Genomic DNA, 24021 nt, shown 5'->3' with positions numbered 1-24021 from the left:
CGTTTCCCCACTCCCATTCATTCGATTTGAATCCGTTAATCCCTGAATCTTAATCCATCCAACTCAGAACAATAAAGCGAGCCATTCTTCCCGTTCAACCGGGCCGAAGCACAACGTGAGATCGACATCCGCGAGCGCTTCTGCAACGTCTTGAGCCGTGTATCTCACGCCGGCGAGTCGATCCGTTACGAGGGATACCTCAGCGGTACCGAAGAAATCTCCGAAGACAGATGCTTCGGTAATAACACCTTCCTGCACATTAAGACGAACATCGAAGGTACCAGCAGTTAAACGTTTGACCTGCCGCACATTGAATGCCGGAGACCGTCCATAGTTCCAATCCCAGCTGCGATAGCGCTCTTCCGCAAGCTGCTGCACGGCGGCGAGATCCGCGTCGGTCAGCTTGTACGCCGGAATTTCGGTGCTGCTGCCGAAGATCGACGCCAGCAGGAACTGTCGAAATTGCTCCATTGTAAGTGGCTCACGCAGAAACTCCGAAATGTTCGCCACGCGGCTGCGAACCGATTTGGTCGCTTTGGACTCGAACTTGGCCGGGTTGACGTTCAGCGCCGAAACGATGGAATCAACTTCGGAGTTGAACAACAGCGTACCGTGGCTGAACATCCGCCCTTTGGAGGCGAACTGTGCATTGCCGGATATTTTGCGTTCACCGACCTGCAGATCGTTGCGACCACTCAACTCCGCTTCAACGCCTAGCTTGCGAAGTGCTTCAACAACTGGCTCGGTAAACTTGCGGAAATTATGAAAAGATCGCCCATCATCCGAAGTGATGAAGCTGAAATTGAGGTTGCCGAGATCATGATAGACCGCGCCGCCGCCGGATAAACGACGCACGACATGAATGCCATGCTCCTCGACATAAGCGCCGTTTACTTCTTCGGCGGTATTTTGATTTTTGCCGATGATAATGGAAGGTTCATTGATGTAGAAGAGAAGATAATCTTCTCCGTCGCTGCCCAAATGACGAAGAGCATACTCTTCTAGTGCAAGATTCCAAGACGGATCATTGTTGTTGCCGTTATCGATAAATCGCATTGCATGTCCTCCAAGCTAATTCGTCGTTCCCCACGCGGCTTTACGGATTTCTGAAGGGGTGCTGCCTGTTTGTTCCTTCACGAGCCGCGAGAGATGAAACGCAGTCTTGAATCCGCATCTTGACGCTATTTCTCCGATGGAAAGGCCGGATTGAGAGAGCAATTCGGTTGCCTTGAGCACACGGTATTGCCACAGATAGCGGATCGGTGTCAGATGATGATGAACGTGAAACAGACGGACCAGATGCTCCGGTGAAACACCTGCAGCCCTGGCCAGATCAGGAAGAGAAAGTTCCTCGGTGTAGTGCTGCTGAATATAGGTTAATGCTGCAATGATGCTGGGATGCAGCTCTTGCTGCTGCTTCGTTTGCGCGATTCTGGCGGTAAACAATTGAAAGGCGGAATATCCCAAACTTATCATGAGCTCGTCCTGCTTTAAATAATCATTTTGCAGAGAAAGCAGCATATCGGTTACCGAATTGAGCGCTTCCGGAATTGGCATGCTAAAGGGCAGGCTATCCAAATAGTGGAGCTCGGATTCCGTGAGCGAATTCGCCGTTAACGTGACCCAGCGATGCCAAGATTCCTGTGATTCGGCAAAAGCAAAATATTCGTGATGCTGCGGTTTCAGCAAAACGACTTGTCCGGCTTTGACGTGATAGCGAGTGTCATCAATCGTCAGATCGAGCTCACCGGTATGAAGCAGCACAAGCTGCACATCATGCTGTAAGCGGGGACCATAAGTGCCTTTCGGCGGATAGACGATGGTGCCAGCGTAAGCGGAAGTGATTTTGTCGTAAGGGAGTCCTGAGCTCATGCCAATCGTTCCTCCTTCCTTTCATTATAGCTCTCGAATGGGAAAACAGGAACATTGCCCAGCTCAAAAAAAGAACAGTCCGGCATCCCGCCAGACTGTCTGCATGACCATCATTTCTAATAGACCCTTCTTGCACCTGCGAAGCGTGGCCCCCAGTAAGAGTTATCCAGCTGCTGGACATAAATTCCCTTCGAGGACAATGCCGAAATAAACGAACCGCCGCCCATATAGAAGCCGACATGATCCACTTCTCCGGTCGATAGGTTGCGGAAGAAAACAAGATCTCCCGGTTGCAGCATCGCTTTGTTTACCGCATAACCTTGGCTGAACAGGTTCGAGGAGGTTGTCCGCGTTTGCGAAACGCCGAATTTCGTGAACATATAATAGATAAAACCGGAGCAGTCAAAGCCGCTTGCCGGGCTCGTTCCGCCCCATGCATAAGGAATGCCGAGGTAAGAGGAAGTATCTGCTACGAGCTTTTGCTTCAAGATGGCATGACGGACGGCTTCGAGTGTTAACGGACCGGTAATTCCGTCAGCCTTAAGTCCATATTTGCTTTGAAAGTCGATGACAGCATCGCGAGTAACGGTGCCATAATAACCGGTTGAAGTAGGATAGCTGAAATAGCCGAGTTTTTTCAAATCAGTCTGTAAATTCGTCACAATGCTGCCTGAAGCACCGATCGAATAGATGACAGCGCTTGCATGAGTTTCTCCAATGAAAGCCGTCGCTTGCACGGCACCTGACAGAAGCATAAAGCTGATGGCCGTCAGTATGGTTTTCTTTCTCATGATTGTCCTCCATCTCTGTTTATGTATAGACCACCACTTCAGCATACCAGCATCTAATGCGAGAAATAAGCTGTGTTTTGCTGGAAAAAGAAAAAGCCCGGCATCGTTAGCCGGGCTAAGAGTGTCGAGAAACCCACACGTCTATAAGATTTTATAAAAAGTCGGTATTTTTAGTTTTCGGAACTGCATAAGAACCATCTTCCGACCTGTAACGGTTGTGACAGTGCTTATATAGCCTAAAAAGCCCGTTTTTATTTGCTTACGGTTGTAAGCGGGCTTATTTGGACATTTTCCGATAGATATCAACCATTATGCAGCGAATAACCATGCTCACAACCGTAAGAATTTTAAAAGACGTTTATTTCATGGAATAGACACGCTGACAACCGTTAAAGAATCAATAGGCAATAACGGAATTGCGACCGACAGTCGCTCAAGACCGCGGAAGCAGAATATGAAGAAGATTGCCCTCATACAAACCGACAACGAAGAAACCAACGTTATAAAAACGTTAGGTTCCTCTATAATCTGGGAAGGCTTTCAGGCTGTCGAGACTTTCTCGGGCAGCCTGAGCCCGTCTTCCATAGCCGGGTTTCTCTCGAATTAATAGAGCGGAAACTTCTTCTGCAGATCGCTGCGTGAAGTCGTCGCATCCTCGCGGATATAATGGCATACATAAGAACGGCGCCAGCGGTCGGTGCTCCGATTGCGGGTGGAGGAATGAATGAGCAGCTCATGGAAGAACAGGATATCGCCTTTCTCCATAATGACCGGAACCTGCTGCTTCAGATCAATGCCTTCTGTTTCATCCGTCCACGGCTCGTGCTCATCAAGATTCTTGACGGCGCCATGCGGCAGGAGGCCAAGGCGATGAGACTTCGGAATGACCCAGAGACAGCCATTCTCCTCGTCGACGCTCTCTTCCATCGCGATCCAAGCGGCGATCATCGTCATCGGATCGTTCTTAATGTAGTAGAAATCCTGATGTGCCGCTTGCCCCGGGGAACCCGGCTCTTTATAGAAAAACATGCTTTGTACGCACACGGCTTCACGGCCCATAAGCTGAGCGAGCGTTCCGCGCACGATCGGCAGCTTCATCATTTGACGCGCGAATCCGTCATGCAGATGCGGGTTAAACAAGCGAATGGAATACTTCTTGTTCTCTTCGCAAGCAGCCCATTCCGGCATCGGCTTCTCGTCGCGCAAATCATAAATATGTCCGTTAAAGGCATCAATAAGGTCAGCAGAGCAGCCTTTCTTAATCAGCAAGAAGCCCTCATCATTAAATTGATCTATTTGGGCTTGTGTAATTGGCGTTGTCAAGCGTGGGACTACCTTGTTCATCGTTCTCATCCTCTCACACGTGTTAGCTCAAGCTTACTGCGAAGGAGAGTCGGCGACAATGGCTGACATTATCAGAAATATATCTGAAATTGATATTAGATGTGATAGTCGACCACGACAACACTTTCAAGCAGACCGTCCAACGATTTCACGAACGCTTGGTGAACAGGATGCGGGCCGTAAGCGCGCAATGCATCGCGATTCTCGAATGTCACGCGAAGTCCTAACGAGTAACCGTGGATATTGCCAGTTTCTTCTGTGATGTTTTGTCCGGCAGTGAGATCGACGATGCCCGGAATAGCGCCTTTGAACGCAAGAAGGCTGTTTACCAGCTCTTGCTCCTTCTCGGATGTAACTGCAGCGTTCATTTTGAAAATAACGATATGCTCAAACAAGGGAATCGCTCCTTCAATCGGGAAATTTTAGGGTAATGGTTCAATATAGCATTATAGCAGAATGGAATGCGAAAATGGAGGCAGAGCGATCTTATGGGCAAAATCAAACTTTACATGGGTCTATTGCTGCTTTGTTTAGCATTAACCGCTTGCGGGAGTTTTAGCGGGAAGCTGTCTTCGTTTGAGGAGAAGGTGATCGATACCGTTCGAGAAGACATGATTCTGGTCGACTGCTCGAAGGAAGTGAACCGAGGCAAGAAAGGCGCTATTGCTGATATCGGGTATTTGTGCAACGTGCAGGTAGATGAGGCTACAATTATTGAGGATCAAGCGGGGCAAGGGATTCAGCTCGCAGAACTGGCGCATGGCGATACCGTTACGATTACATTCGCCGATGCCGTGAATATACGCAAAGGGCATATGACGGTCCAAGCGTCCAAGATCGTAAGGCTGAAGCAAACGGACGAACAGCAATAAAATAAAGGTGCCGGCATATCGACCGACACCTTCTCGTTATTAGCCCATCATCATTTTGCTTCCGGAAGCAGCGGCGGCATCTTCTTCCTCGAAGGCTTTCGCATCGGTCATCCAAGGCGTAACGCCAAGCAGCATTTTGCGCATATTCGATGTTGCGCCGGCTTTGAGCTCCTCAGAAGGCTCGTAACCCGGCCATGTGCGCAGGCAGGATTGGGCGTAGTTATAAATGAGTGAGCGGCGAGTGACATCGGACAGATTGTTCAGCGCCGAATGGTATGTGTAACCGTTGAAGATAACGGCCGTACCGGCTTTGACGTTCATTCTGACATGGCCCGGCAGATCCTCTTGTTTCTCCACTTTAGGCAAATCTTCATCCTTCATGTGGATGCTGCCCGGCAAGAAAGCAAGGCAGCCGCCGTCGTAAGGCACATCGGAGAGGAAGTAGAACACTTTGACCATGAAAGGTGCTTGCTTGTCACCAAAGAAGATCTTCGTAGTCGTGTCACGGTGCCAGTTGGTGTGTGAGATTTTGCCCGGTGGCTTGAGTAGGGCATCGTTATCGATCATAACGAATTGATTGCCGATCATATCTCGCAAAATGTTCATCATACGTTTATGCTCCAAAAGCCCGGCGAAGGTCTCACCATACTCGATAATGCCGCAAATTTGCTTCACATGGTTCAGCTGGCCGGTAGCCGGGTTGACGCGTTTGTTAACTTCGAATTCATGAAAGGCTTGATCCAAGTCTTCGTTAATGGAATCGACCTCTTGGCTGCTCAGAAAATCCTCAATCATAAGAAAACCGTCACGTTCCCACATCAATTGCTGTTCGCTCGTTAATCCGTATAGGCTCATCTTATAGACCCTCCTAGTCAGTAAACGCTTTAATTAACTTTAGTTTACGACATTGAGAGATGCGATTGAAGCTAGCGAATTGCCGAATAAACTCAATAAATTGCTGTTTGCAAGAAAGGGGCTGACGCGTTTAGAGGCGGCGCAAGCTTCGGCGGAAATCACGCGGCGAATCATGTTGGACTTTCAGAAAAGCATGCAGAAAGGCGTTGTAGCTGGCAAACCCGCTTTGCACACTGACTTCCCCAATTGAGAGAGACGTGCTGATGAGCAAACGCTTCGCATGGTGCACCTTTTTGAGCAGGACGTATTCCTTCGGCGTGACGCCGTATTGCTTCTTAAATTGACGGATAAAATGATACAGGCTGAGATTGGCGATTTGTGCCAGCTGCGAGACTTCTTCGACCTCCAGATAGTTCGCATCCATGAAAGCCCGTGCACGCTGCAGCGGCTCAGGTTCGCTGCCGTGGCTTGTCAGCCAAGATCCCCCTAAATCACGCTGCTTCCGGAAAATCTCCATAAGAAGCTGATAGATGTGCGCAGACAGAGACATCTCATAAGCCGGATGTTGTTCTTTCATCAGCTCGGCGATCTGTACAAGAAGACCATGAATTTCGTTGACTGCCGGAAGGTTCTGCACAATGGAGTAAGAAGGATCGCCGAATAGCTTGGGCCAGAAATGCTCCATGTCGATACCGTCGAACACCAAATAGTACATTTCAAAAGCGTTCTTTACTTCTGTCTTATAAGCGTGAGGCAGCCGCATGTCGTGCACGACACAATCGCCCTCGACGATCTCCATCCACTGGTTGCCATGCTTGAAGGCGCCTTTGCCTTTCGTGATGAACAGAATTTCATAGGCCGGATAATAGTCGCGCGCAAAGAAGAAGTCCGATCGAGGGGCATCATAACCGCCAATCAATCCAAAGAACAGGTGGCTCCTTGCAAACTCGCTTGGCGTGCCGACAATTTCGACCGAATCCATAATGCCACAGCTCCTTTTGTACTAGCCATTGATAGGTTGCTTTCATTATAACGCGATAACGTAGAAGGCTGCATTCGAAGCTTTGATTTCGAACGCAAACCAATCAACAGGAGCGGCATTAAACTGTTAAACTGTAAGGGGAGTTGATAGAGGTGGAGAAACAGGAAGCAGCCGCACTCGCGGAATGGATCGAGCGATCAAGTGCCGGAACAGTCGGCGCCTATGATGTAACACGAATTAGCACAGCCGGATTGCCCCTATCGAATTTTCACCAATGGTCCAATGGCAAACCGCTTGTGAATGCGTATCATATTGCTCGTACAATCGGCGGGGCGTTATATGTGTTGTTTATCGACTGGCACCGTAATGACAACTACTATATGGTAATCTACGCAGGGGATAAATCGACCACGCATGCCGAGATTCAGAAGCTTGTTTATGATCGTGAAGGGAATCCGTCGCATCTGCGGTGGACGTACAATCCGATGAAACGCGATGGCGGCAATGCGGTGCGCAAAGCGTATTTCAAGCAGCAGTGGGGCGAGCTCACGGCAACCATTCCGGTTCTGGGAACACTGCGGGAGAATGAGGCGGATATGTTCTACGACGCGATATTCGAATTGGTGGACAAGCGTCTTCGGGCGGACAAGGCACCTGAACTTTTTGACGAATTCTAGAACTGTTTATGAATTTACCTGTAATGGAATAGGAATTCAGGGCAATAAACGGTATAATACCGATTAGGGATTTATTCTTACCGGCGTTCTTATGGTCGCCAGCACCCAATACACAGCGAATAAGGAGTATGAAGATGTCAAAAACATTGATTTTCGGACACAAAAACCCGGACACGGACACGATCTGTTCGGCAATTGCTTATGCAGACTTGAAAACAAAGCTTGGCCAAGAGGTTGAAGCGGTTCGTCTTGGTGAAGTGAACGGCGAAACGCAATATGCGCTGAATCAATTCAAAGCGGCTGCACCTCGTTTGGTAGAGACCGTTTCGAACGAAACAAGCAACGTTATTCTTGTTGACCACAATGAGCGTCAGCAAAGCGCTAGCGACATCGATAAAGTGCGCGTCCTTGAAGTTATCGACCACCACCGTATCGCTAATTTTGAGACAGCTCACCCGCTCTACTACCGCTGCGAGCCTGTAGGTTGCACGGCGACCATCCTTAACAAAATGTACAAAGAAAACGGCATCGCGATTGATAGCAACATTGCAGGTCTGATGCTTTCGGCTATCATCTCCGATTCCTTGCTGTTCAAATCGCCGACTTGCACGCCGGAAGACGTTGCAGCCGCTCGCGAGCTGGCAGCAATCGCAGGCGTAACGCCTGAAACTTACGGCCTTGAAATGCTTAAAGCCGGCGCTGATCTCAGCGACAAAACAATCGCGCAATTGATTTCGCTAGATGCGAAAGAATTCTCGATGGGCAGCTACAAAGTGGAAATCGCACAAGTAAACGCGGTTGACGTAAACGATGTACTTTCCCGCCAAGCAGAAGTAGAAGCAGCACTGAACACAATCATCGCGGACAAAGGTCTTGACCTGTTCGTATTCGTTGTAACCGACATCTTGAACAACGATTCCGTCGCGCTGGCACTTGGTAAACAAGCGGCAGCCGTTGAGCAAGCGTACAGCGTGAAGCTTGACGATAACAAAGCGGTTCTGAAGGGCGTTGTTTCCCGCAAATCGCAAATCGTTCCGGTTCTGACTGAAACACTTAGTAAGCTGTAGGATATAAATGAACTAGGACATAGGAAAGAGGCCGATGAGCAATCATCGGCCTCTTTTTTTATGCGCCGAGCAGAGTGGTGAGGAGAATGGGGGAATGGTGCCTATTAGGCAACATTTTAGAGGCAAACAGCCGCGCAATGATGAAATGCTGCGAATTCTGCAACATTTTCGTCTCATGACCGCCTCGAAGCAACTCACCATGACGAAATGTTGTCTTTTCGACAGCATTTTATAGTTACTGGCATGAAAACGAAGAAAATGCTGCCTTTCGGGCAACATTTTCTTCGAGACGAGCCATAGTGGCAGGAGTTACTGCAGATGGTGGGCGACGAAATCGTTGCAGTATGCTGATCGACAGCCATTTGCCCATCCTGCTCGGTAAGCCGCAATCCATCAACAATGTATAATCGCCCCTAAATGACCTCCTCCATAATCTGTTGTCCTACCTTCTTGAATGCATTAATAACTTCATAGTCAACGTCATTGTAGGGGCAACGTTAAGTTTGGTCGCCATCTGGCTTGATAAGGACTAACTGTCATGTCCGGCTGCATTCAACGTTGTATCGCTGATTGCCGGAATACCTGTTTCCACATTTGCCTGCATATTCGACTTCATATTATCGCCGTCACCTACAATAAAAGAAACAAGTTCCCAAGCTTCAGTCTGATGCTCCGACCCGGCCGATAAACTGAAAATTTTGCGTGTATATTCTTCGTAGGAAGCTAGAATCATGGCCCTTTCTCCGCGAATAAATGCATCCACTGTCGGCTCTTGCTCTAATACGATCGCCTCTCTCTTTAATGCTTCCGATGCCGTATTCCAAACCGATTCCCATTCCTTCGAATTAAGGGAAACTTTGACTCCACCTCATATCGCGCAGTAAAAGATAAGAAGTGGGGCTATTGATCTGCAGCCCCTTGGTCGCTGGCTGGTTCTCGGAAACAAAATGAATCGATTTCTGATCGTCGTTCCCAAGTAAGCTCTCTCCCTCTTGGTATGAAGAAAGCACCAGCAAGGGGCTGGCGAATGCCTACCGTTAGCCAAGAGCAGCGGACTTTTATATTTATTACATCAAGTTCGTTTATCCCAGCGCTAATAGGTTAACTGTCCTGTTATTACAAATCTCTATAGTTTAAAGGGTTTACTTCTAAAGTATGTTTTCTCTACAATACAGATTAATTGGATATTTTATCCTATTTTGCGAATGGAATTATTCAAACAATCCGGAGGGGAATCAACATGAGGGGTCGTACTACTAGTTTGATTTTAGGTTTACTCATTTTTATGGGAATTTTATGTGTACCCAATGCTGACGCTGAAACGATCCTGACATCCGATCCATCACAAAGCAATGCAACTGAGGTAACGGCTGAGATAACGGAAATGAGAACTGAATATTCAAAGACGTTTCAAACGGAACAACCAGGCGTTTACGTTCAGAAAGTATTTACCGACATTGCTCATTATCAAAGCGAGGATGGTCAGTTTTACGAGATATCTACAGATTTAACAGATGAGAATCTTATTGATACCGTGAAGAAAGTTTCGGCTAAGAGCAATCAGAAGTTAAAGAACTTAAAGAAGAAGCGCGAAGGCAAAAGTGAAGAAAAAATGAAAGCGGATGATACAGAAGGAGCTTATTTTCCCTTCCATGTTCCCTATAATGCAGAGCTGCCTAAAAATGTCGTCGCTGGATACAAGATTGGTAACGGGGAGGAAGAGCTCACCTTTATCCCTCAAGATGCTAGATCGTCCAGGGGGCGGATAGATCCATCCAAGCCGAATACGATGCTCTATGAGAATGTATGGGAATCCACTAGACTTAGCCTATCCGCTACTCCGACAGGTGTGAAAGAAGATATTATCCTATCAAGTACGCAAGCGCCAAATTCTTTTTCATTCGAGGTGAAAGGAAAGTTAGACAAAGATTTTAAGCTTGGAAGCTTGACAGTACTTCCTGCTTGGTTAGTGGACAGCACTGGGCAACAGAGGTCAGTGAGTACAACTAAGCGTACGGCAGGCAGCAAGACGTTCTTGGACCTAACTTGGGACGATACGGGTTTAATTTATCCAATTACGATCGATCCAAGCGTCAACAGTGTGAAAACAAGGTCATATTATACGTGCTCCGATGCTCCGAATACCATAACTCAAGGGATTATGGTGGGTTATGACAATACGAAAACCTGTATGTCCTTTATTCAATTTCAAGATTTTCGCCTCCCGAGCTCGGCTCAAGTTACGAATGTCGACTTCGCTATGGACGCATCGATTTCAATGGGGAATACCGGAGCTACATATCGTGTGAAGGTTAGCCAACTATTTACCCCCATAACGGAGCAATTAAATTATAATAATCCTCCTTTGAAAATAAATAGCAATAATGTTACGACGGACATCCCATATACGCCTACAGGTCAACGTTTTGTTTGGAGTAACTTGGGGATAGATACTTCCTATTTTAGGACAGGAATGATCCAGCTTGGTTTGTATAATTCGTTCCTATCGCGTGGATTTATGTCTGAAGAGACCTATTATGGAACGGTACCTTTTCTAGCAATTACTTATATTTCTAAACCTAATTTGGGGACGTACCAATACGATCTTAATAGCAAGTTATCTTCTGTTCGTACTTCTACGGGTCATTTAGTTAATAGTACCTTCTATGATAAGAACGGCAATTCAATAAAAAAATTATCTCCCTATGTAACTCTGTTAGAAAATCATGATTTCCGTGAAGGGAACTCGAAATGGCTCACAGGAGAGAACATGAATATTACGAACGAGTTATCGGTTGATGGGAATAGCAGTTTGAAGTTTTCTTCCTCTTCTGCCACTTCATCGCAATCGATTACCCAGTCGTACCCGATATTCACAAACAGCTGGAATAACTTCTCGTTATCCGCTGAAATATTTGATAATACGACAAGCGGCAACGTATACGTTACTTGGAAAGAGTACAATTATTATTATGGTCAAGTCGGATCGGGAAGCCAGCTTGTTTCGTCCTCACGGGGGCAAAGTAGATGGTCGAGAAAGGCAGTCACATTCACAACAAGCGCTATGACCTCATGGATAACCGTTCAGGTTGTGGCAGATGCCGGAACGAAAGGGACGGCCTACGTGGATTTTATAAAATTAAGTCCAGGGGTAGTAAATGCCAGTTTTGAACAAGGTTCAAGCATGTCTGGTGGACAGAATGGTTGGACTCATGGCGGTATTATGGATACGAGCTCAGTGAAAAAAAAGGATGGATCCCAAAGCATGCGCTACTATTATCCATGGCAAGCTTCCACTTCAGTTACGACAATTCAAGATCTTCCGGTGGAAGCGGGAGCATCTTATAAATTTAGTGCTTGGTTCTATAATGAACTTACAGCCCCCGGTAATTTTTACATCTCATTAATTGAAAAAGATAAGGAAGGTCAAATTATCAAGACAACGATTGTCGATGCCTCGGATACAAGAGGATTACAGGCATGGATTAATAAAACGTTAGACCTTCAGACAGATCCAAGAACCAGATTTTTAAAAGTATCTTGTATTTTGGATAATGCTACAGGCACTGCATATGTAGATGCGATTCAGCTCGGTCTGAATTAATCAAATTATGCAATGTAGATGATTTCAACTTAATCTTATGGAGGAATTCACAATGAAGCGATATGTAGCCAAAGCGGGCATACTCTTACTAATATTCGCTGTCCTGCTAACTTCGTTAAACTTGTCCGAAGTGCTGGCTAAGCCAGACGACAATAAGAATATCAAAACCGAGCAACCATACATAATCAAGTTCAAAAATGCGGATAGAGGTAAACAGACTCTCGAAACAAGGAAAAAGCATGTCGGTAAGAGGTATAAACACATGTCGCTCACGAGAACGGAGCTAAATGCAGAAGATGTGGCTGCGTTAAAACGGGACGCGAATGTGGAGTATCTTGAGCCGGATTATCCGGTTATTAAGTCGGCAGATGAAGTGTTGGATGGCTTCTCGCAGATTCAAGTCGAACAAGCCTACCAAGCTAATGTATGGGGTACTGGAGTAAAAGTGGCTTTACTGGATACTGGAATTAACGTTCAATCAAATGAGCTGCACATATCGAACGGCATATCTTTTGTACCCGAAGAACTGGATTACACCGATCAGAATGGTCATGGTACTTTTGTCGCTGGCATTCTGGCTGCACTTCGGGACGACAATGGGCTTATCGGCGTCGCTCCCGGTGTAGAACTCTATGCCGTGAAAGTGCTGGATAAGAACGGAGAAGGGTATTACAGTCAAGTTATTGAAGGTATTGAGTGGGCGATTGATAATCATATGGATATTGTATCGATGAGTTTCTCGGGGACCGCATATTCTAACGCAATGGCAGAGGCTATGAACCTAGCTTACGAGAAGGGTATTCTGCTCGTTGCTGCGGCCGGAAACGAGGGAAGCGGCGAAATTAGTTATCCAGCAAAGTTTAATTCCGTTATCGCAGTTGGAGCTGTCGACGAACTAGACCGGCGAGCTCTATTCTCAAATATGGGAAATGAACTGGAATTGGTAGCTCCAGGCGTCAATATACGGGGGCTGGCACTGGATGGGGCGTATAGTATCAAGAGCGGTACTTCGCTGGCTGTGCCCCAAGTCGTCGGTGCGGCTGCACTTGTGAAGAGCAAGAAGCCGGAATTAACAAACAAGCAGATACGAGAAGTTTTGAGTCAAACCGCCACTCCGCTGGGAATCGCAACAGAGTATGGAAGAGGTATTGTTAATATAGGAGCAGCTGTACTTGGGGAAGAAGCAACAGCAGAAGATCAGATTGGTAGAGAAGAAACTTCTGTGCCTAATGATCCACAGCTGCCAAAACCGGCAGTTGCAATCACGAAATTAATGCTAAGTGAAGCTTACGAAGAAACTCAGGATTGGATTCAGCTATTATTGGATAAAGGCTATACCTTAGAAGAAGTTCACCGAGCATTGTTCTATTTAAAAAGACTCAATCTGAGCTTGGACGAATCGCTGCAACAAGCGAAAGCAGGCTTTGTGAACGATGGAGAACCGACAGAGGAGAAGCCCAGCGTAATCGATCTTCCGGTGATAGATGATGAAACCTTAAATGACAAAGTATCGGCATCTGACGAGCAAATTAGTAGTGTAAATGTCAATCCGGATGAAGCGCCTTTCAAAATTGGCTCCGAACAAGAGTCCGTTTCAACCTTATCAGGTGGGATAAGCCGTACGGAGAAAGATATTTCAATTCCCGGACGTAATGGCCTTTCATTTTCGCTAGTTCGACATTATGATAGCTCAGCTTCCCAGTATTTTGATTTAGGTACAAAGTTAGTCCCACGTACGGTTGGCTACGATGTCACATTTAACACACAAGTGGCGACTGGCACTCTAAACTATACCGTGCATAAGCCTTATAGTCGGTATGTAGAAGAAGTCAATTGTACGACAGGAGTTATGCAAAGTACTTCACCTATATGGATTTCCAACATCGATGTGACAGCGGGACCGTATGCGATGAAAACGGTCGCAACTAGCGCTGCAAATGCTCATCCTGAAATAATTGGTACGTATTCGAGCTGTGCGAGCAATATCAAGTGGAGATATCATGATTATTATACGGGACCACCTACCGCGCCTATTACCGAAGGCAGTACGGAAGGAAGCAAATCGGCAGGGCCAACGTTTTTAGACGACACGTATCTAACATCATCGGAGGCAGACGCTGCTGTTCAACGAATCAATAGCCTGAAGGGATTAGATTTAGGTATATCGCCTTTAAGTGGCTCAGATTCGACGGGTTATACCTTCACTCATTATTATTATTCGACCAGCCCGAATCCGACGATCACACCGGTATCAGGAAGCACAACTGCAAACGATACGCCAATTCCTGTGGAGGAGAAGAAATTCCCGATTGGTAAAGGCTGGTCATGGAATATTCCATATGTGGATACTAAGGATGGCATAAAGATTCTCCATTTTGCAGATGGCGGAAGTTATGAAATCAGCGGAACAACGTTGAAAGGATATCCTTGGAAGGATTTAACTTACTCTGCTAATTCCACAGTCGTTGTCAACGGAGAAACGTCTGTCAATGCACTCACTTCTATTAGCGGAATGAAACAATATTTTAATAGCAGCGGCGAAATTCTCCGGATTGCCGATGCATTCGGGAACACGATTGATTTCAAGTACAGTCAAAACGCGACATACGGGAAAGTGCTTAGTTCCATTACAGATGCCATCGGCAATAGCATCTCAATTAGTTATACTACAACCAAAGTCACCATTACCCAGGGAAGTCGAACGATTGAATATACCAAAGAAATTCAGGATCAGAAGGAAATGCTTACGAAAGTAAAAGACGTCAAAGGACGAGAAACAAAGTACGAGTATTTGTTGTTGCCTGCAAAGTTTAATCGTCTCGGTACGACACCTACGACGACCAATGACTATAAATTGCTGAAAAAGATTATATATCCAACGTTGGCGGAAACCGTATATGAGTATGAGCCATCGCCAGTGATTAGGTATGTAGGACCTGGTGCTGTGAACGAAGTCTACCGTATTCACTCACGAAGAGAGCAGGTAAAGCGAGCAGATCAAAACTATGATGTGTATAATCAGGAGCTATTCTCCTATACGGGGGATATGGGCAGTTCGAACGGCTCTATTGCATCATTTACAGTAACGGTTGATAATCAACTAACCCAAACGACATTTGACACCAAGAAAACCTATATTAACAGTTCAACTCCATCTGTTTATTTCAATACGCGAACTGTGGTAACCGGAGCAGGTCAGCGGACGACAGATTATGTGTATGATGAGGGGCGGAAGCTTCCTATACCGAATACTATTTCGACGACTTACAAGAACACGGTTACCAATCAATCTTCTCCGACAGTAAGAAGCTTATATGTATATGACGATTATGGGAATGTCACATCAAGCACAAATCCGATTGGCGCTACGACGACGTACGGATACGATCCTACTTCTCATTTACTCGCGAATGTAACTGTACCTCTTAGCACGAGTAAAAAGCAATATTCCGAATATGTTCGCAACGCAAACGGAAGCGTGAAGCAGATGACAGTCAAAGATATGGATGCGGCGGGAAAGCTGCTTCAACAGGTGAATACTGACTATGATTCATACGGTAACGTCATTGTAACGCGAGTCAAAGACTTGAATAGAGAAATTGTCGTGAATTCGGAATATAACAGCAATTTAAAAAATGCTTTTTTAACGAAAGTAAGCCAGCAAGTAAGCGATGTCGATAACGTCGTCTCGACCGTCTCCACATTTGGCGAATATGATACGACAACCGGTTTGTTGAAGAAATTAACGGATGGTAATGGGAAAGAAACAGCGTATGAGTATGACGTGCTCGGACGGCCGACAAAGGCGACTTACAATGTCAATACTGCTACGCCAACGTGGGTCTCTATTGCATACGACGATGCAAACAATACGATGGACGTCACGAACGAAGAGAATCGTAAAGTGACGACCAAGTGGAATTCGCTTGGATTAAAGGTAGAAATGGGTGTCTACGAGAACGGACAATATAAGAGCAAAAGTAAGTTCGGCTATGATCAGTTTGGGCGTAGTAATTGGATTGAGGATGCTTCCGGCAAGCGGGAGAGTACGGAGTATGATGCTTGGAACAGACCGATAAAGACTACGAATAGATTGAGCCGCTCATCAAACTTGCAATATGATGATGTTAATCTCACTCAGACCGCTGAAGATGCAGAAGGTGTAAAGATACGCTCCACATTCGATGTTATAGGGCGGGTATGGAAGAATGAAGAACTGACATCCAGTGTAGCGGTGCTGGAGACGCTAACCTACGATTACGCAGGCAATGTTACGCAGAGGCAGGACGGCAAGAACTTGATAACCACCTACGGATACAATGGGCTTAATAAGCTTGTCAGTGTATCCAATCCTTTAGGCGAGTTAACGCAATACAGTTATGTGTTGAACCAATTAACTAATATCCAATACCCGGATGGCAATCAAATGATAAAGCAGTACGACGAACGGGGGCTGCTGATTAAGCAGACGGATGTGCTGGGCCAAATAACAACGCAATATTATGATGCGAACGGGAACATGTTCAAGCAGATTGATCGTAATGGTATTATCTTAAACTACCAATACACGGACCGAAATTGGTTGAAAAAACGAATCAGTCCAAGTGAAACGATTACGTATGACTACTTTAAAGATGGCGCACGATTGAGTATGGAAGATAATACAGGTATTACTTATTTTACATATAAGCCGGCTACAGGCTTACCGGAAACGGTGAAGTTCCCGGATGGTAAAATGATGACGTACGATTACGACGATCGCGACAATCGTACAAGTATAACCGATCCGTTCAACAAGAAGATCACCTACACGTATGATGACGGAAATCAGCTCGATACAGTACTCGATGGCACTCAGTTAGTCGCGGATTACGGGTATAAGAAGAATGGGAAATTAGAGACGATCAAACAAGGCAACAACGTAATGTCGGTTTATAGCTATAAGGGCACTCAAATCGGGGGCTTGCAGCAAAACAAACCGGATGGCACAGCAATTAATACGTATGATTTTACCTATGACGCGAATATGAATATGCAAATCCGCAAAGAAGGGACAACAACTGCGAACTACAACTACGATCCGCTGAACCGGATCGCGACATCGGATCTATTTCATGAAGCGTACACGTATGACAAGCGAGGCAACCGTTTGACGATGCAATCAGACAGTACAGTCCTCCAGCCGGAAGGGCAGTACGAATATGATCAGTGGAATCGCTTGAAGAAAGTAACCATGCTGGATGGTAAGGTGGTAACGTACAAGTATAATGGTGACGATTTGCTGGTAGAGCGGACGGAGAATGGCATTACAACTCGCTACTACTACGATGGAAGTGTCATTATTGCAGAAGGTACGGTGACAGGAGGAACAGTAACCTTTAAGAAGCGTTATGTTCGCGGACGTGGGCTAATCAGCCAAGTTGATGTGAACAACACGACATCCTACTATTTGATGAATGAACATGGAGATGTAACGGGATTAACAGATAGTACCGGGAAGCAGATTAACACCTATAGTTACGATTTATGGGGGAATCCGCTTACCGTAATTGAAAGCGGTACGATTACAAATCCATTCCGTTACTCCGGGGAGTTCTGGGACGGTACGACAAAATTGCAATACCTGCGTGCCCGCTGGTATGATCCAAGTATTGGACGGTTTATTAATGAGGATACGTATGAAGGGCAGATAGATAATCCGCTGAGTTTGAATTTGTATACGTATGTTCATAATAATCCGTTGACGCATGTTGATCCGACAGGACACATTACTCAAGAAGAAATGAATATGTACGAGAATGGTGGAATGGCTCCTGCGGCATATTCTCACTTGATGAATTTGACCGAGCAGTGGTACTTGACTGATAATCAAGCCTCAAAAGATAATTTTCACAGACTAGCCGAGGATTTTAGGAAAAATAAGTATAAAACTACTGGAGGGGAATTTCCAACTGTTGATGAAAACATTAAAGCAATGCCAACTAAACCAACAGGGGAATTAACACAAGAAGAACATTACTTTAGAAATGAACTAAACTTAAATTTCACATGGGCTCAATTTGAAACATTGCAGGAAAAGGTGCCTGATAATCTGAAATTCAAAGAGTTACCTGTCCAGCAAGCAGCATTCCATAAATTTACTGATCCTAATAATCGAAAATATGTTTCTGCCGATGGTCACTTCGAGTTAGTGTACAGTCCAGGAAATGTCCTATTAACAGAAAATAATAATTCAGTGGATATGGGGACTTATAACTATTTTGGACCTGATGATTATGACAATCATAAGATGTATGATGTTGATCCGTGGTTTTCGTGGGGGAATACTTCTGAAGGATTACCGACATGGGTCTATCTTTTGATATGGTGATGTAAGAAAGGAAAAATATGATAAAACTAAGATATTCATTCTTGTATATCGGTTGTTTAAACTTATTGGCAATGCTGATTTATTCCAGCATTGGTACTTTAACAACAAGTGAGCTTACTGTAAGAGGGATAATCTGGATATTTTATGTTATTCCTTCAAGTTACATGTTAGTATCGGGACTAATATCTTTCTTAGCGGTATTTGGATCCATACTAATATTGGTATTAAAGAAAATTTCAGTGATAATGTGTTTACTATCAATAATCTTGAATGTTGTATATTTATATTATTATGTTCAATGGATTTACATGCAGTAATAACATTTGAATAGAACCACAAACGACCACATGTGAGTGTAACAACTCCATGTGGTTTTTCATTTTGAAAAAATATTTCCATATCTTATTGACGTATCGATACGTCAAGTGGTGTAGTTATCTCAAGACGTAACGATACGTCATTTTTGGATGGAGTGATAACTATGATCGGTCTTGAATACATCGTAAAACTTTACAACGGAACTTATAAGAAGTTAGCTGAGAAGCTGGAGATTACACCTTCAACTGTTACGGATTGGTTGAGCAAGCGTAGACCCATACCAAAAGCCAAATTAGATGCCCTATCTAAGCTATTCAAACTGGAAACAGAGTTTTTCCAAAAAGAGTTAACGAAAATTGAAGAAATTGAGCTACGACTGGATTATCTGAATCGAGTTTCTAAAAGAGATTCGTTTGATATACCAGACTATTTTACCGATACTGACGGAAATGAACATGAATATACAAGATCGATTGACCCTTATGAAGAAGAGAAGCGAATGATGTACGATGAGTTGAAGATGGAGAGGATTATTCTTACGCTCCATGGTGCTTTATATCATGAACTCAATGCTGATGATAAGGGAAATAAAGCACTTGAGATACTGGAAAGGACTTCGAATTTGTTAAATGAATCTGTTCTCAATGATCTGGATGCCGAGCAACAACAGCAATGGGAGAGAAAGCATGATAAGCGTATTGAAGCGTTACGTTCCATGATGTATTTCATGGGTATTACAGGGTTTACGGTATGGAATGAAGAGGAAGTAAGCTTTCATAATGAATTGTTTAAGCTTCTGAAAAAGTATGATTTGCTTTGGATGAAAGATTAACAAGTAAACTTGAAGGGAGGTGAGGACGATGTAACCATGTTGTCTAATCTTATAACATATCCAATCCCATCCAAGATATTAGATTACTACAAAATAGAGAGAAGGTTACTTATGTTTGACACAGTAAAACTGAAAGCAAGACCAGTCTACATTGAATCAGACCTGTTGAATCAGTACAATGCCAAGTCGGTTACATTCCTTAGCAAGGAAACAGGTGCATTAAGTACAAGCTATACGATATACGATGAAAAGTTACCATTCATCAAGTATATCGAGAGCAGCCAAACACTATATGTTCAAGTCTCCATACCTAAGTTTCTATACGGCGACAACGTGACGATGCTTACCGAAGCAGACATTCCGCTATTCTTAGATAGCTTACAAGACAGGATTCAGCAATTATTTCATATTCAGATTCCGCATGAGGAATGGACTATAATTCGTTGTGATGTTTGCTGGAATTTTCAAGTCGGCAGCAATGTTGGAGATTACGTAAGACTATTAGGCAAGCAGCAACTAGCCTATAAGAATACGACTACGTACAACCAAGACCAGACCGTAGTATACAAGAACAAAAGCTACGTTGTGCTACCCTACCATCGAAATGATTGCTCGTGATGTCGGATGTAGTTCCAAGTCAATAGAGCGGCATATCAAGGAACTTGATGACAAGAAGATGATTCTAGTCAGTCAAGGCCGAAAGAACAACACGTATTATCTGCCGAATTATCTACACTGCCACCCAAACGGATTTTAGACCGTAAGGACTTCTACCAAAGGATTTACCGCTACAGCGGCATAGAAGCCGAGGGGTTTCACCAAGCAATTATTTAATCGGAGTAAAGAAGGTAATCATGATTCGCTAACGTGTCTTTGCGGCTCGTCCGCTCGAACTGAGGATGCGACTTGATTTATCGACTTTGTTCCAAACCATCCCTATTGGGTGGTTACTCATGGGTTAGAAATTTCGATTTTTGCCCATCAGTAACCATTCAATTCAACCAACAACGAGGAGTGAACGGCATGATACAACCAGATAAACTAGTCTACGTGGGTGTAGACCTGCACAAACAACATCATACGTCAGTAATTATTGACTGTTGGAATCAAAAGCTAGGAGAAATCAAGTTCGATAATAAGCCAACAGCGTTTCCACAGCTTGAAAAGGAAGTCAAGAAATATACGAAGAAGGGCATGTCCGTTGTCTACGGCTTGGAGGACGTGGGCGGCTTTGGCATAGCAATGGCGGTGTATCTGACAGAGAAGGGCTGTATGGTAAAGGAAGTCACTGTTTGAGTTATTCAGAGATGAATGAAGTGATTTGCGACCCCTCAATAAAGAAAAACGTAAATATATTTGGTTCACAAGTTACTGTAGAAAAATTGTTTTTTCATGATTACTTGAATATAAGTGAAGATTAACAAATCAGCCACATGCGAATGTAACTAACTTGCATGTGGTTTATCTTTTGCCCGACGTGGCGGTTGAAGACAGTTCTAATAGAAAAAAACGTCCGAGATGGACGGTTAAGGTTCTTTACAAGTTTGATGGTATCGTGTATATCCGTAATATCAAGTAAAGTTAAAATATTTATAACAAATAACGGCAGTCCAGGACGAAACCGTCCCAGACTGCCTTTTCTAGGTTCACATTCTATTACTTAGCGCTCATCCCAATGCTGATGATCTTATACCCTTGAACCGGCACGGTAGCATAGCCGTCAGTCCCTAAGTCGCCCGTTGCATTCGCGTCTTCGAGCACAGTGCTCTCGTAAAGTCGGCCCTGTAGCTGCGAGCTTACCGTAAGCTCAGCGTGCTCTCCGGAGAGGTTATACCAGCGGGCGATTAGATCGCCGCGCTCTTCGTTGATCTTCACGCTGGAGAGGCCTAGGCCTGAACCGGCAGCGCTCCAAGCGAGCAAGCTTTGCTGCGCGGGCAGCGATCCTTCGTGTACGCCTGTTTGGCTGACCTGCATCGGCACTTGGAAACCGTAAGCTTGCTGATAAGCGGCGAATCGCGAATCCCTGCCCCCGTGAGGGAGGATCATCCATTCCGCAACATTTGGGCCGAGGCACTGCGCATCCGGTGTCAGGAATACGCCCCAATCACCGAGCTCGCCGGTTGATCGAAGGATCGTCACCGCAATCGTTCCGCTTCCGTCACGCAGCACTTCATATTCATTGAGACCTTTATTGGCAATGGTCAAACCGCGTCCGTTCTCATGCACATCGACAAAAGCGCTCTGATGCTGGCAGTTGCTTGGATTAACCCATTCCTCAGCTGGAATTGTAGCACGTTCAGCGACTTCGAAGATGGAATCGGCGTAGTGTTTCGCTGCTGTAACGCCCGATGGGAACAGTACGCGCAGACGGTGATCCTTCGCAGGATTATCGAAAGTCGCTTGAACACGAACACCTTCCTCGGAACGGCTGAGACTTACGCGTGTCACAATGGTAATTGGTACTCGTTTTGCAGAACGCTGAGCTTTCCGGTCCAGGAAGTTCACCATCGTGGCGATTTCCTGCTCCAGTCGCTCATCGGCCCGTTCTGGAATATCGAACGTATGCGTGATTTCAAAGGATGCCCGGTATGGCGTGTCTTCAACAACGGACACTTGCGCTGATAGCCCTTTCGTTGTAATGGCAGTGTCGCCAACCGGCTGCTTGAAAATATATTCGTTGCCGATGTCGCCGACATTCTCGTAAACGCCTAGCCCGGTATACGTTTTACCATTTCGTTTGTCCGTAATCGTCAGACTTCCATCAACGTCGATCGCAACGTGGAGGTAGGCATTCCCCATCGTGTTCTCGTGAACAATGAGCGAAGTTGACAGTGCTGGCGTTACTGCCGATTGTGCAGCCGGAATCCATGCGAAGCTGGAATACCCCATCGCAGGCAGTGCTTCTGTCTCGAACGTTACAGCAATAACGCGGGCAAAATACGGCTGCCTAAATTTATCGTCCGGCAAATCATAGCCGAATCGTACGCCAAGGTCTGCGCTTGTGAAATCCAATTTCTCGCCCAGATGGTTCACGAGATAACCTTCAGCCGTCGTGTGTTCCGAGACAAACTTCGCATTATTCGCTGGGCTCTCGCCCGACTTGAAGTAACGGCGGCCAAGCTCGAGTTCCACTGTGACAACGCCGCTCTGCGCGTATCCGCTCGTGCTATATACGACGAATGGTGCACTTTCCGAGCCGATGGAAGCGAAGCCAGCCGTATCGATCTGTGCGCTCAAATGAGCTAAGCTGTCTGCGATGACAGCAGCCGCAACGCCTTTGCTCTTCTCGAAGCGTGTTTTCATTTCGTGGTAAACCTCATCGACGCTGCAGCCGCAGATGCTGTCATGAGGGTGGTTTTGCATCAACGTTTTCCACGCATAATTGAGCAGTCCATGCGGATACGGGCGGCCATTCACATGGGCAAAAGCAGCCAAGGGCTCAGCGATCTTCTCCAACATCGTCTGGTTCTCTTGGTTGAGCTGCTTGATATAGATACGCGATGAGGCCGTATTGACGAGGGAGTACCAGCCGTCGGTACGCTGACCGCGAAGCTCACCTCTGATTGTGCTTAACGTCTCAGGCAAAGTAGACTGCACGGCTGCGACGTAATCATCATAATTGGAATGAATGAATTCATAGTCCGGGTACAGCTCGCGCGCCGTCCGAAGTGCAGCAGATAAATTCGCCTGAGCAGGCTGGTGATCGCAGCCGTTCATGAGCAGCAGATGCGGCGTAGAAGCATACTTAGACGCACTCGCGATGGCATTGTCCCAGAACTTGCGCGCTGCTGCCGGTTCCTCGGGGATCTCCATGCCGTTGTTGTACCAATTGGCAAACAAGATGCCGAGTACCCGCGAGCCATCCGGCGATTCCCAGTGCAGCTCCGAGAAAGGTGATTCGAGGTCCAAGGCTTCCGATACGCTATTATTGAAACCGGTGGCCTTCACGCCGCGGCCGAACACGGCAGTCGTAATACCGGCTTGCTGCAATATCTGAGCAGCTTGCCCCATGTTACCGAAGGAGTCGGGGAAGTAGCCAAGCTTAGAGACAGGACCATACGCCTTCGCGTCACGATGTCCAATCTGCATGTTGCGAATATTAGCCTCGCTGCTGGTCAGAAACTCATCCTGCAGAATATACCAAGGGCCGGCAGAGAGCTTGCCTTCTTGGACAAGTGCAATGAGCTTCTCGCGTTTCTCGGGATAAACTTGCAAATAATCCTCGAGCACGATTGTCTGCCCGTCAAGGTAGAAGCTGCGAAACTCTGGATCATGATCCATAATTTCGAGCAGGCCATCCATCGTTTGAATCAGTTTGGCATGATGCGCCTCGTAAGGCATATACCACTCACGATCCCAGTGGGTGTGCGAAATAACATGTATAATTGCTTTTGGCTTCGACATAGAGGGGCAGAACCTCATTTCTTATGATTATTA

17 protein-coding genes and 1 pseudogene are annotated in these 24021 nt (G+C 45.8%); 9 read left to right on the top strand and 9 right to left on the bottom strand.

Features of this window, described 5'->3' with window-relative positions; translation table 11 throughout:
• Nucleotides 1-63: 63 nt before the first annotated feature.
• From lplA to AC506A_RS14040, 5 genes are all read right to left on the bottom strand, one after another.
• On the bottom strand, nucleotides 64-1056 hold the full coding sequence (lplA, locus tag AC506A_RS14060) for a lipoate--protein ligase (RefSeq protein ID WP_495461617.1): 993 nt from the start codon (nucleotides 1054-1056) through the stop codon (nucleotides 64-66).
• A 15-nt stretch (nucleotides 1057-1071) separates the two neighbouring features.
• Nucleotides 1072-1872 carry a helix-turn-helix domain-containing protein gene (locus AC506A_RS14055; protein ID WP_495461616.1) on the bottom strand — a complete coding sequence of 267 codons (801 nt, stop codon included), beginning with the start codon at nucleotides 1870-1872 and terminating at the stop codon, nucleotides 1072-1074.
• 116 nt (nucleotides 1873-1988) lie between these two features.
• The gene (locus tag AC506A_RS14050; RefSeq protein WP_495461615.1) at nucleotides 1989-2663 is read right to left on the bottom strand and encodes a C40 family peptidase; all 675 of its coding nucleotides are present in this window, start codon (nucleotides 2661-2663) and stop codon (nucleotides 1989-1991) included.
• A gap of 603 nt (nucleotides 2664-3266) precedes the next feature.
• The gene (locus tag AC506A_RS14045) at nucleotides 3267-4007 is read right to left on the bottom strand and encodes a phytanoyl-CoA dioxygenase family protein (RefSeq protein WP_495461614.1); all 741 of its coding nucleotides are present in this window, start codon (nucleotides 4005-4007) and stop codon (nucleotides 3267-3269) included.
• 95 nt (nucleotides 4008-4102) lie between these two features.
• Complete coding sequence (locus tag AC506A_RS14040; protein WP_495461613.1) at nucleotides 4103-4402, bottom strand: Dabb family protein; 300 nt, start codon at nucleotides 4400-4402, stop codon at nucleotides 4103-4105.
• A 93-nt stretch (nucleotides 4403-4495) separates the two neighbouring features.
• Between AC506A_RS14040 and AC506A_RS14035 the strand changes: the two genes are divergently transcribed.
• Nucleotides 4496-4879, top strand: coding sequence for a hypothetical protein (locus tag AC506A_RS14035; protein WP_495461612.1), 384 nt, complete (start codon nucleotides 4496-4498; stop codon nucleotides 4877-4879).
• Nucleotides 4880-4918: 39 nt separating this feature from the next.
• Here AC506A_RS14035 and AC506A_RS14030 read toward each other — a convergent pair whose 3' ends face one another.
• A complete protein-coding gene (locus AC506A_RS14030; protein WP_495461611.1) occupies nucleotides 4919-5734 on the bottom strand; it encodes a phytanoyl-CoA dioxygenase family protein in 816 nt (271 codons plus the stop codon).
• Nucleotides 5735-5864: 130 nt separating this feature from the next.
• On the bottom strand, nucleotides 5865-6716 hold the full coding sequence (locus AC506A_RS14025; RefSeq protein WP_495461610.1) for a helix-turn-helix domain-containing protein: 852 nt from the start codon (nucleotides 6714-6716) through the stop codon (nucleotides 5865-5867).
• Nucleotides 6717-6868: 152 nt separating this feature from the next.
• On the opposite strand from AC506A_RS14025, the gene AC506A_RS14020 reads away from it, so the two are divergent.
• Both AC506A_RS14020 and AC506A_RS14015 read left to right on the top strand, forming a co-directional pair.
• Nucleotides 6869-7393, top strand: coding sequence for a hypothetical protein (locus AC506A_RS14020; RefSeq protein ID WP_495461609.1), 525 nt, complete (start codon nucleotides 6869-6871; stop codon nucleotides 7391-7393).
• 134 nt (nucleotides 7394-7527) lie between these two features.
• Nucleotides 7528-8460, top strand: coding sequence for a manganese-dependent inorganic pyrophosphatase (locus tag AC506A_RS14015; protein ID WP_495461608.1), 933 nt, complete (start codon nucleotides 7528-7530; stop codon nucleotides 8458-8460).
• 529 nt (nucleotides 8461-8989) lie between these two features.
• On the opposite strand, the gene AC506A_RS14010 is transcribed toward AC506A_RS14015, so the two are convergent.
• The gene (locus AC506A_RS14010) at nucleotides 8990-9193 is read right to left on the bottom strand and encodes a hypothetical protein (RefSeq protein WP_495461607.1); all 204 of its coding nucleotides are present in this window, start codon (nucleotides 9191-9193) and stop codon (nucleotides 8990-8992) included.
• A 507-nt stretch (nucleotides 9194-9700) separates the two neighbouring features.
• On the opposite strand from AC506A_RS14010, the gene AC506A_RS14005 reads away from it, so the two are divergent.
• The 6 genes and pseudogenes from AC506A_RS14005 to AC506A_RS13980 form a co-directional block, all read left to right on the top strand.
• Entirely contained in the window at nucleotides 9701-12064 is a 2364-nt protein-coding gene (locus AC506A_RS14005) for a hypothetical protein (RefSeq protein WP_495461606.1), read from the top strand.
• A gap of 262 nt (nucleotides 12065-12326) precedes the next feature.
• Nucleotides 12327-18434 carry a S8 family serine peptidase gene (locus tag AC506A_RS14000; RefSeq protein WP_495461605.1) on the top strand — a complete coding sequence of 2036 codons (6108 nt, stop codon included), beginning with the start codon at nucleotides 12327-12329 and terminating at the stop codon, nucleotides 18432-18434.
• Between the two features lie 481 nt (nucleotides 18435-18915).
• Nucleotides 18916-19584 carry a helix-turn-helix domain-containing protein gene (locus AC506A_RS13995; RefSeq protein ID WP_495461604.1) on the top strand — a complete coding sequence of 223 codons (669 nt, stop codon included), beginning with the start codon at nucleotides 18916-18918 and terminating at the stop codon, nucleotides 19582-19584.
• A gap of 111 nt (nucleotides 19585-19695) precedes the next feature.
• Complete coding sequence (locus AC506A_RS13990) at nucleotides 19696-20202, top strand: phage/plasmid replication domain-containing protein (protein ID WP_495461603.1); 507 nt, start codon at nucleotides 19696-19698, stop codon at nucleotides 20200-20202.
• Nucleotides 20189-20341 carry a hypothetical protein gene (locus tag AC506A_RS13985; protein WP_495461602.1) on the top strand — a complete coding sequence of 51 codons (153 nt, stop codon included), beginning with the start codon at nucleotides 20189-20191 and terminating at the stop codon, nucleotides 20339-20341. The genes AC506A_RS13990 and AC506A_RS13985 overlap by 14 nt, the downstream gene beginning before the upstream one ends.
• A 266-nt stretch (nucleotides 20342-20607) precedes the next feature.
• Nucleotides 20608-20871, top strand: a pseudogene (locus AC506A_RS13980) (IS110 family transposase); the annotation flags it as partial.
• A gap of 369 nt (nucleotides 20872-21240) precedes the next feature.
• On the opposite strand, the gene AC506A_RS13975 reads toward AC506A_RS13980, so the two are convergent.
• Entirely contained in the window at nucleotides 21241-23988 is a 2748-nt protein-coding gene (locus AC506A_RS13975) for an alpha-mannosidase (protein ID WP_495461601.1), read from the bottom strand.
• Between the last annotated feature and the right edge of the window lie 33 nt (nucleotides 23989-24021).

The sequence above is a fragment of the Paenibacillus sp. N22P23 genome (assembly GCF_059383735.1).
The sequence above is the reverse complement of the archived record's forward strand: the minus strand, read 5'-3'. Positions and strand labels throughout refer to the sequence as shown.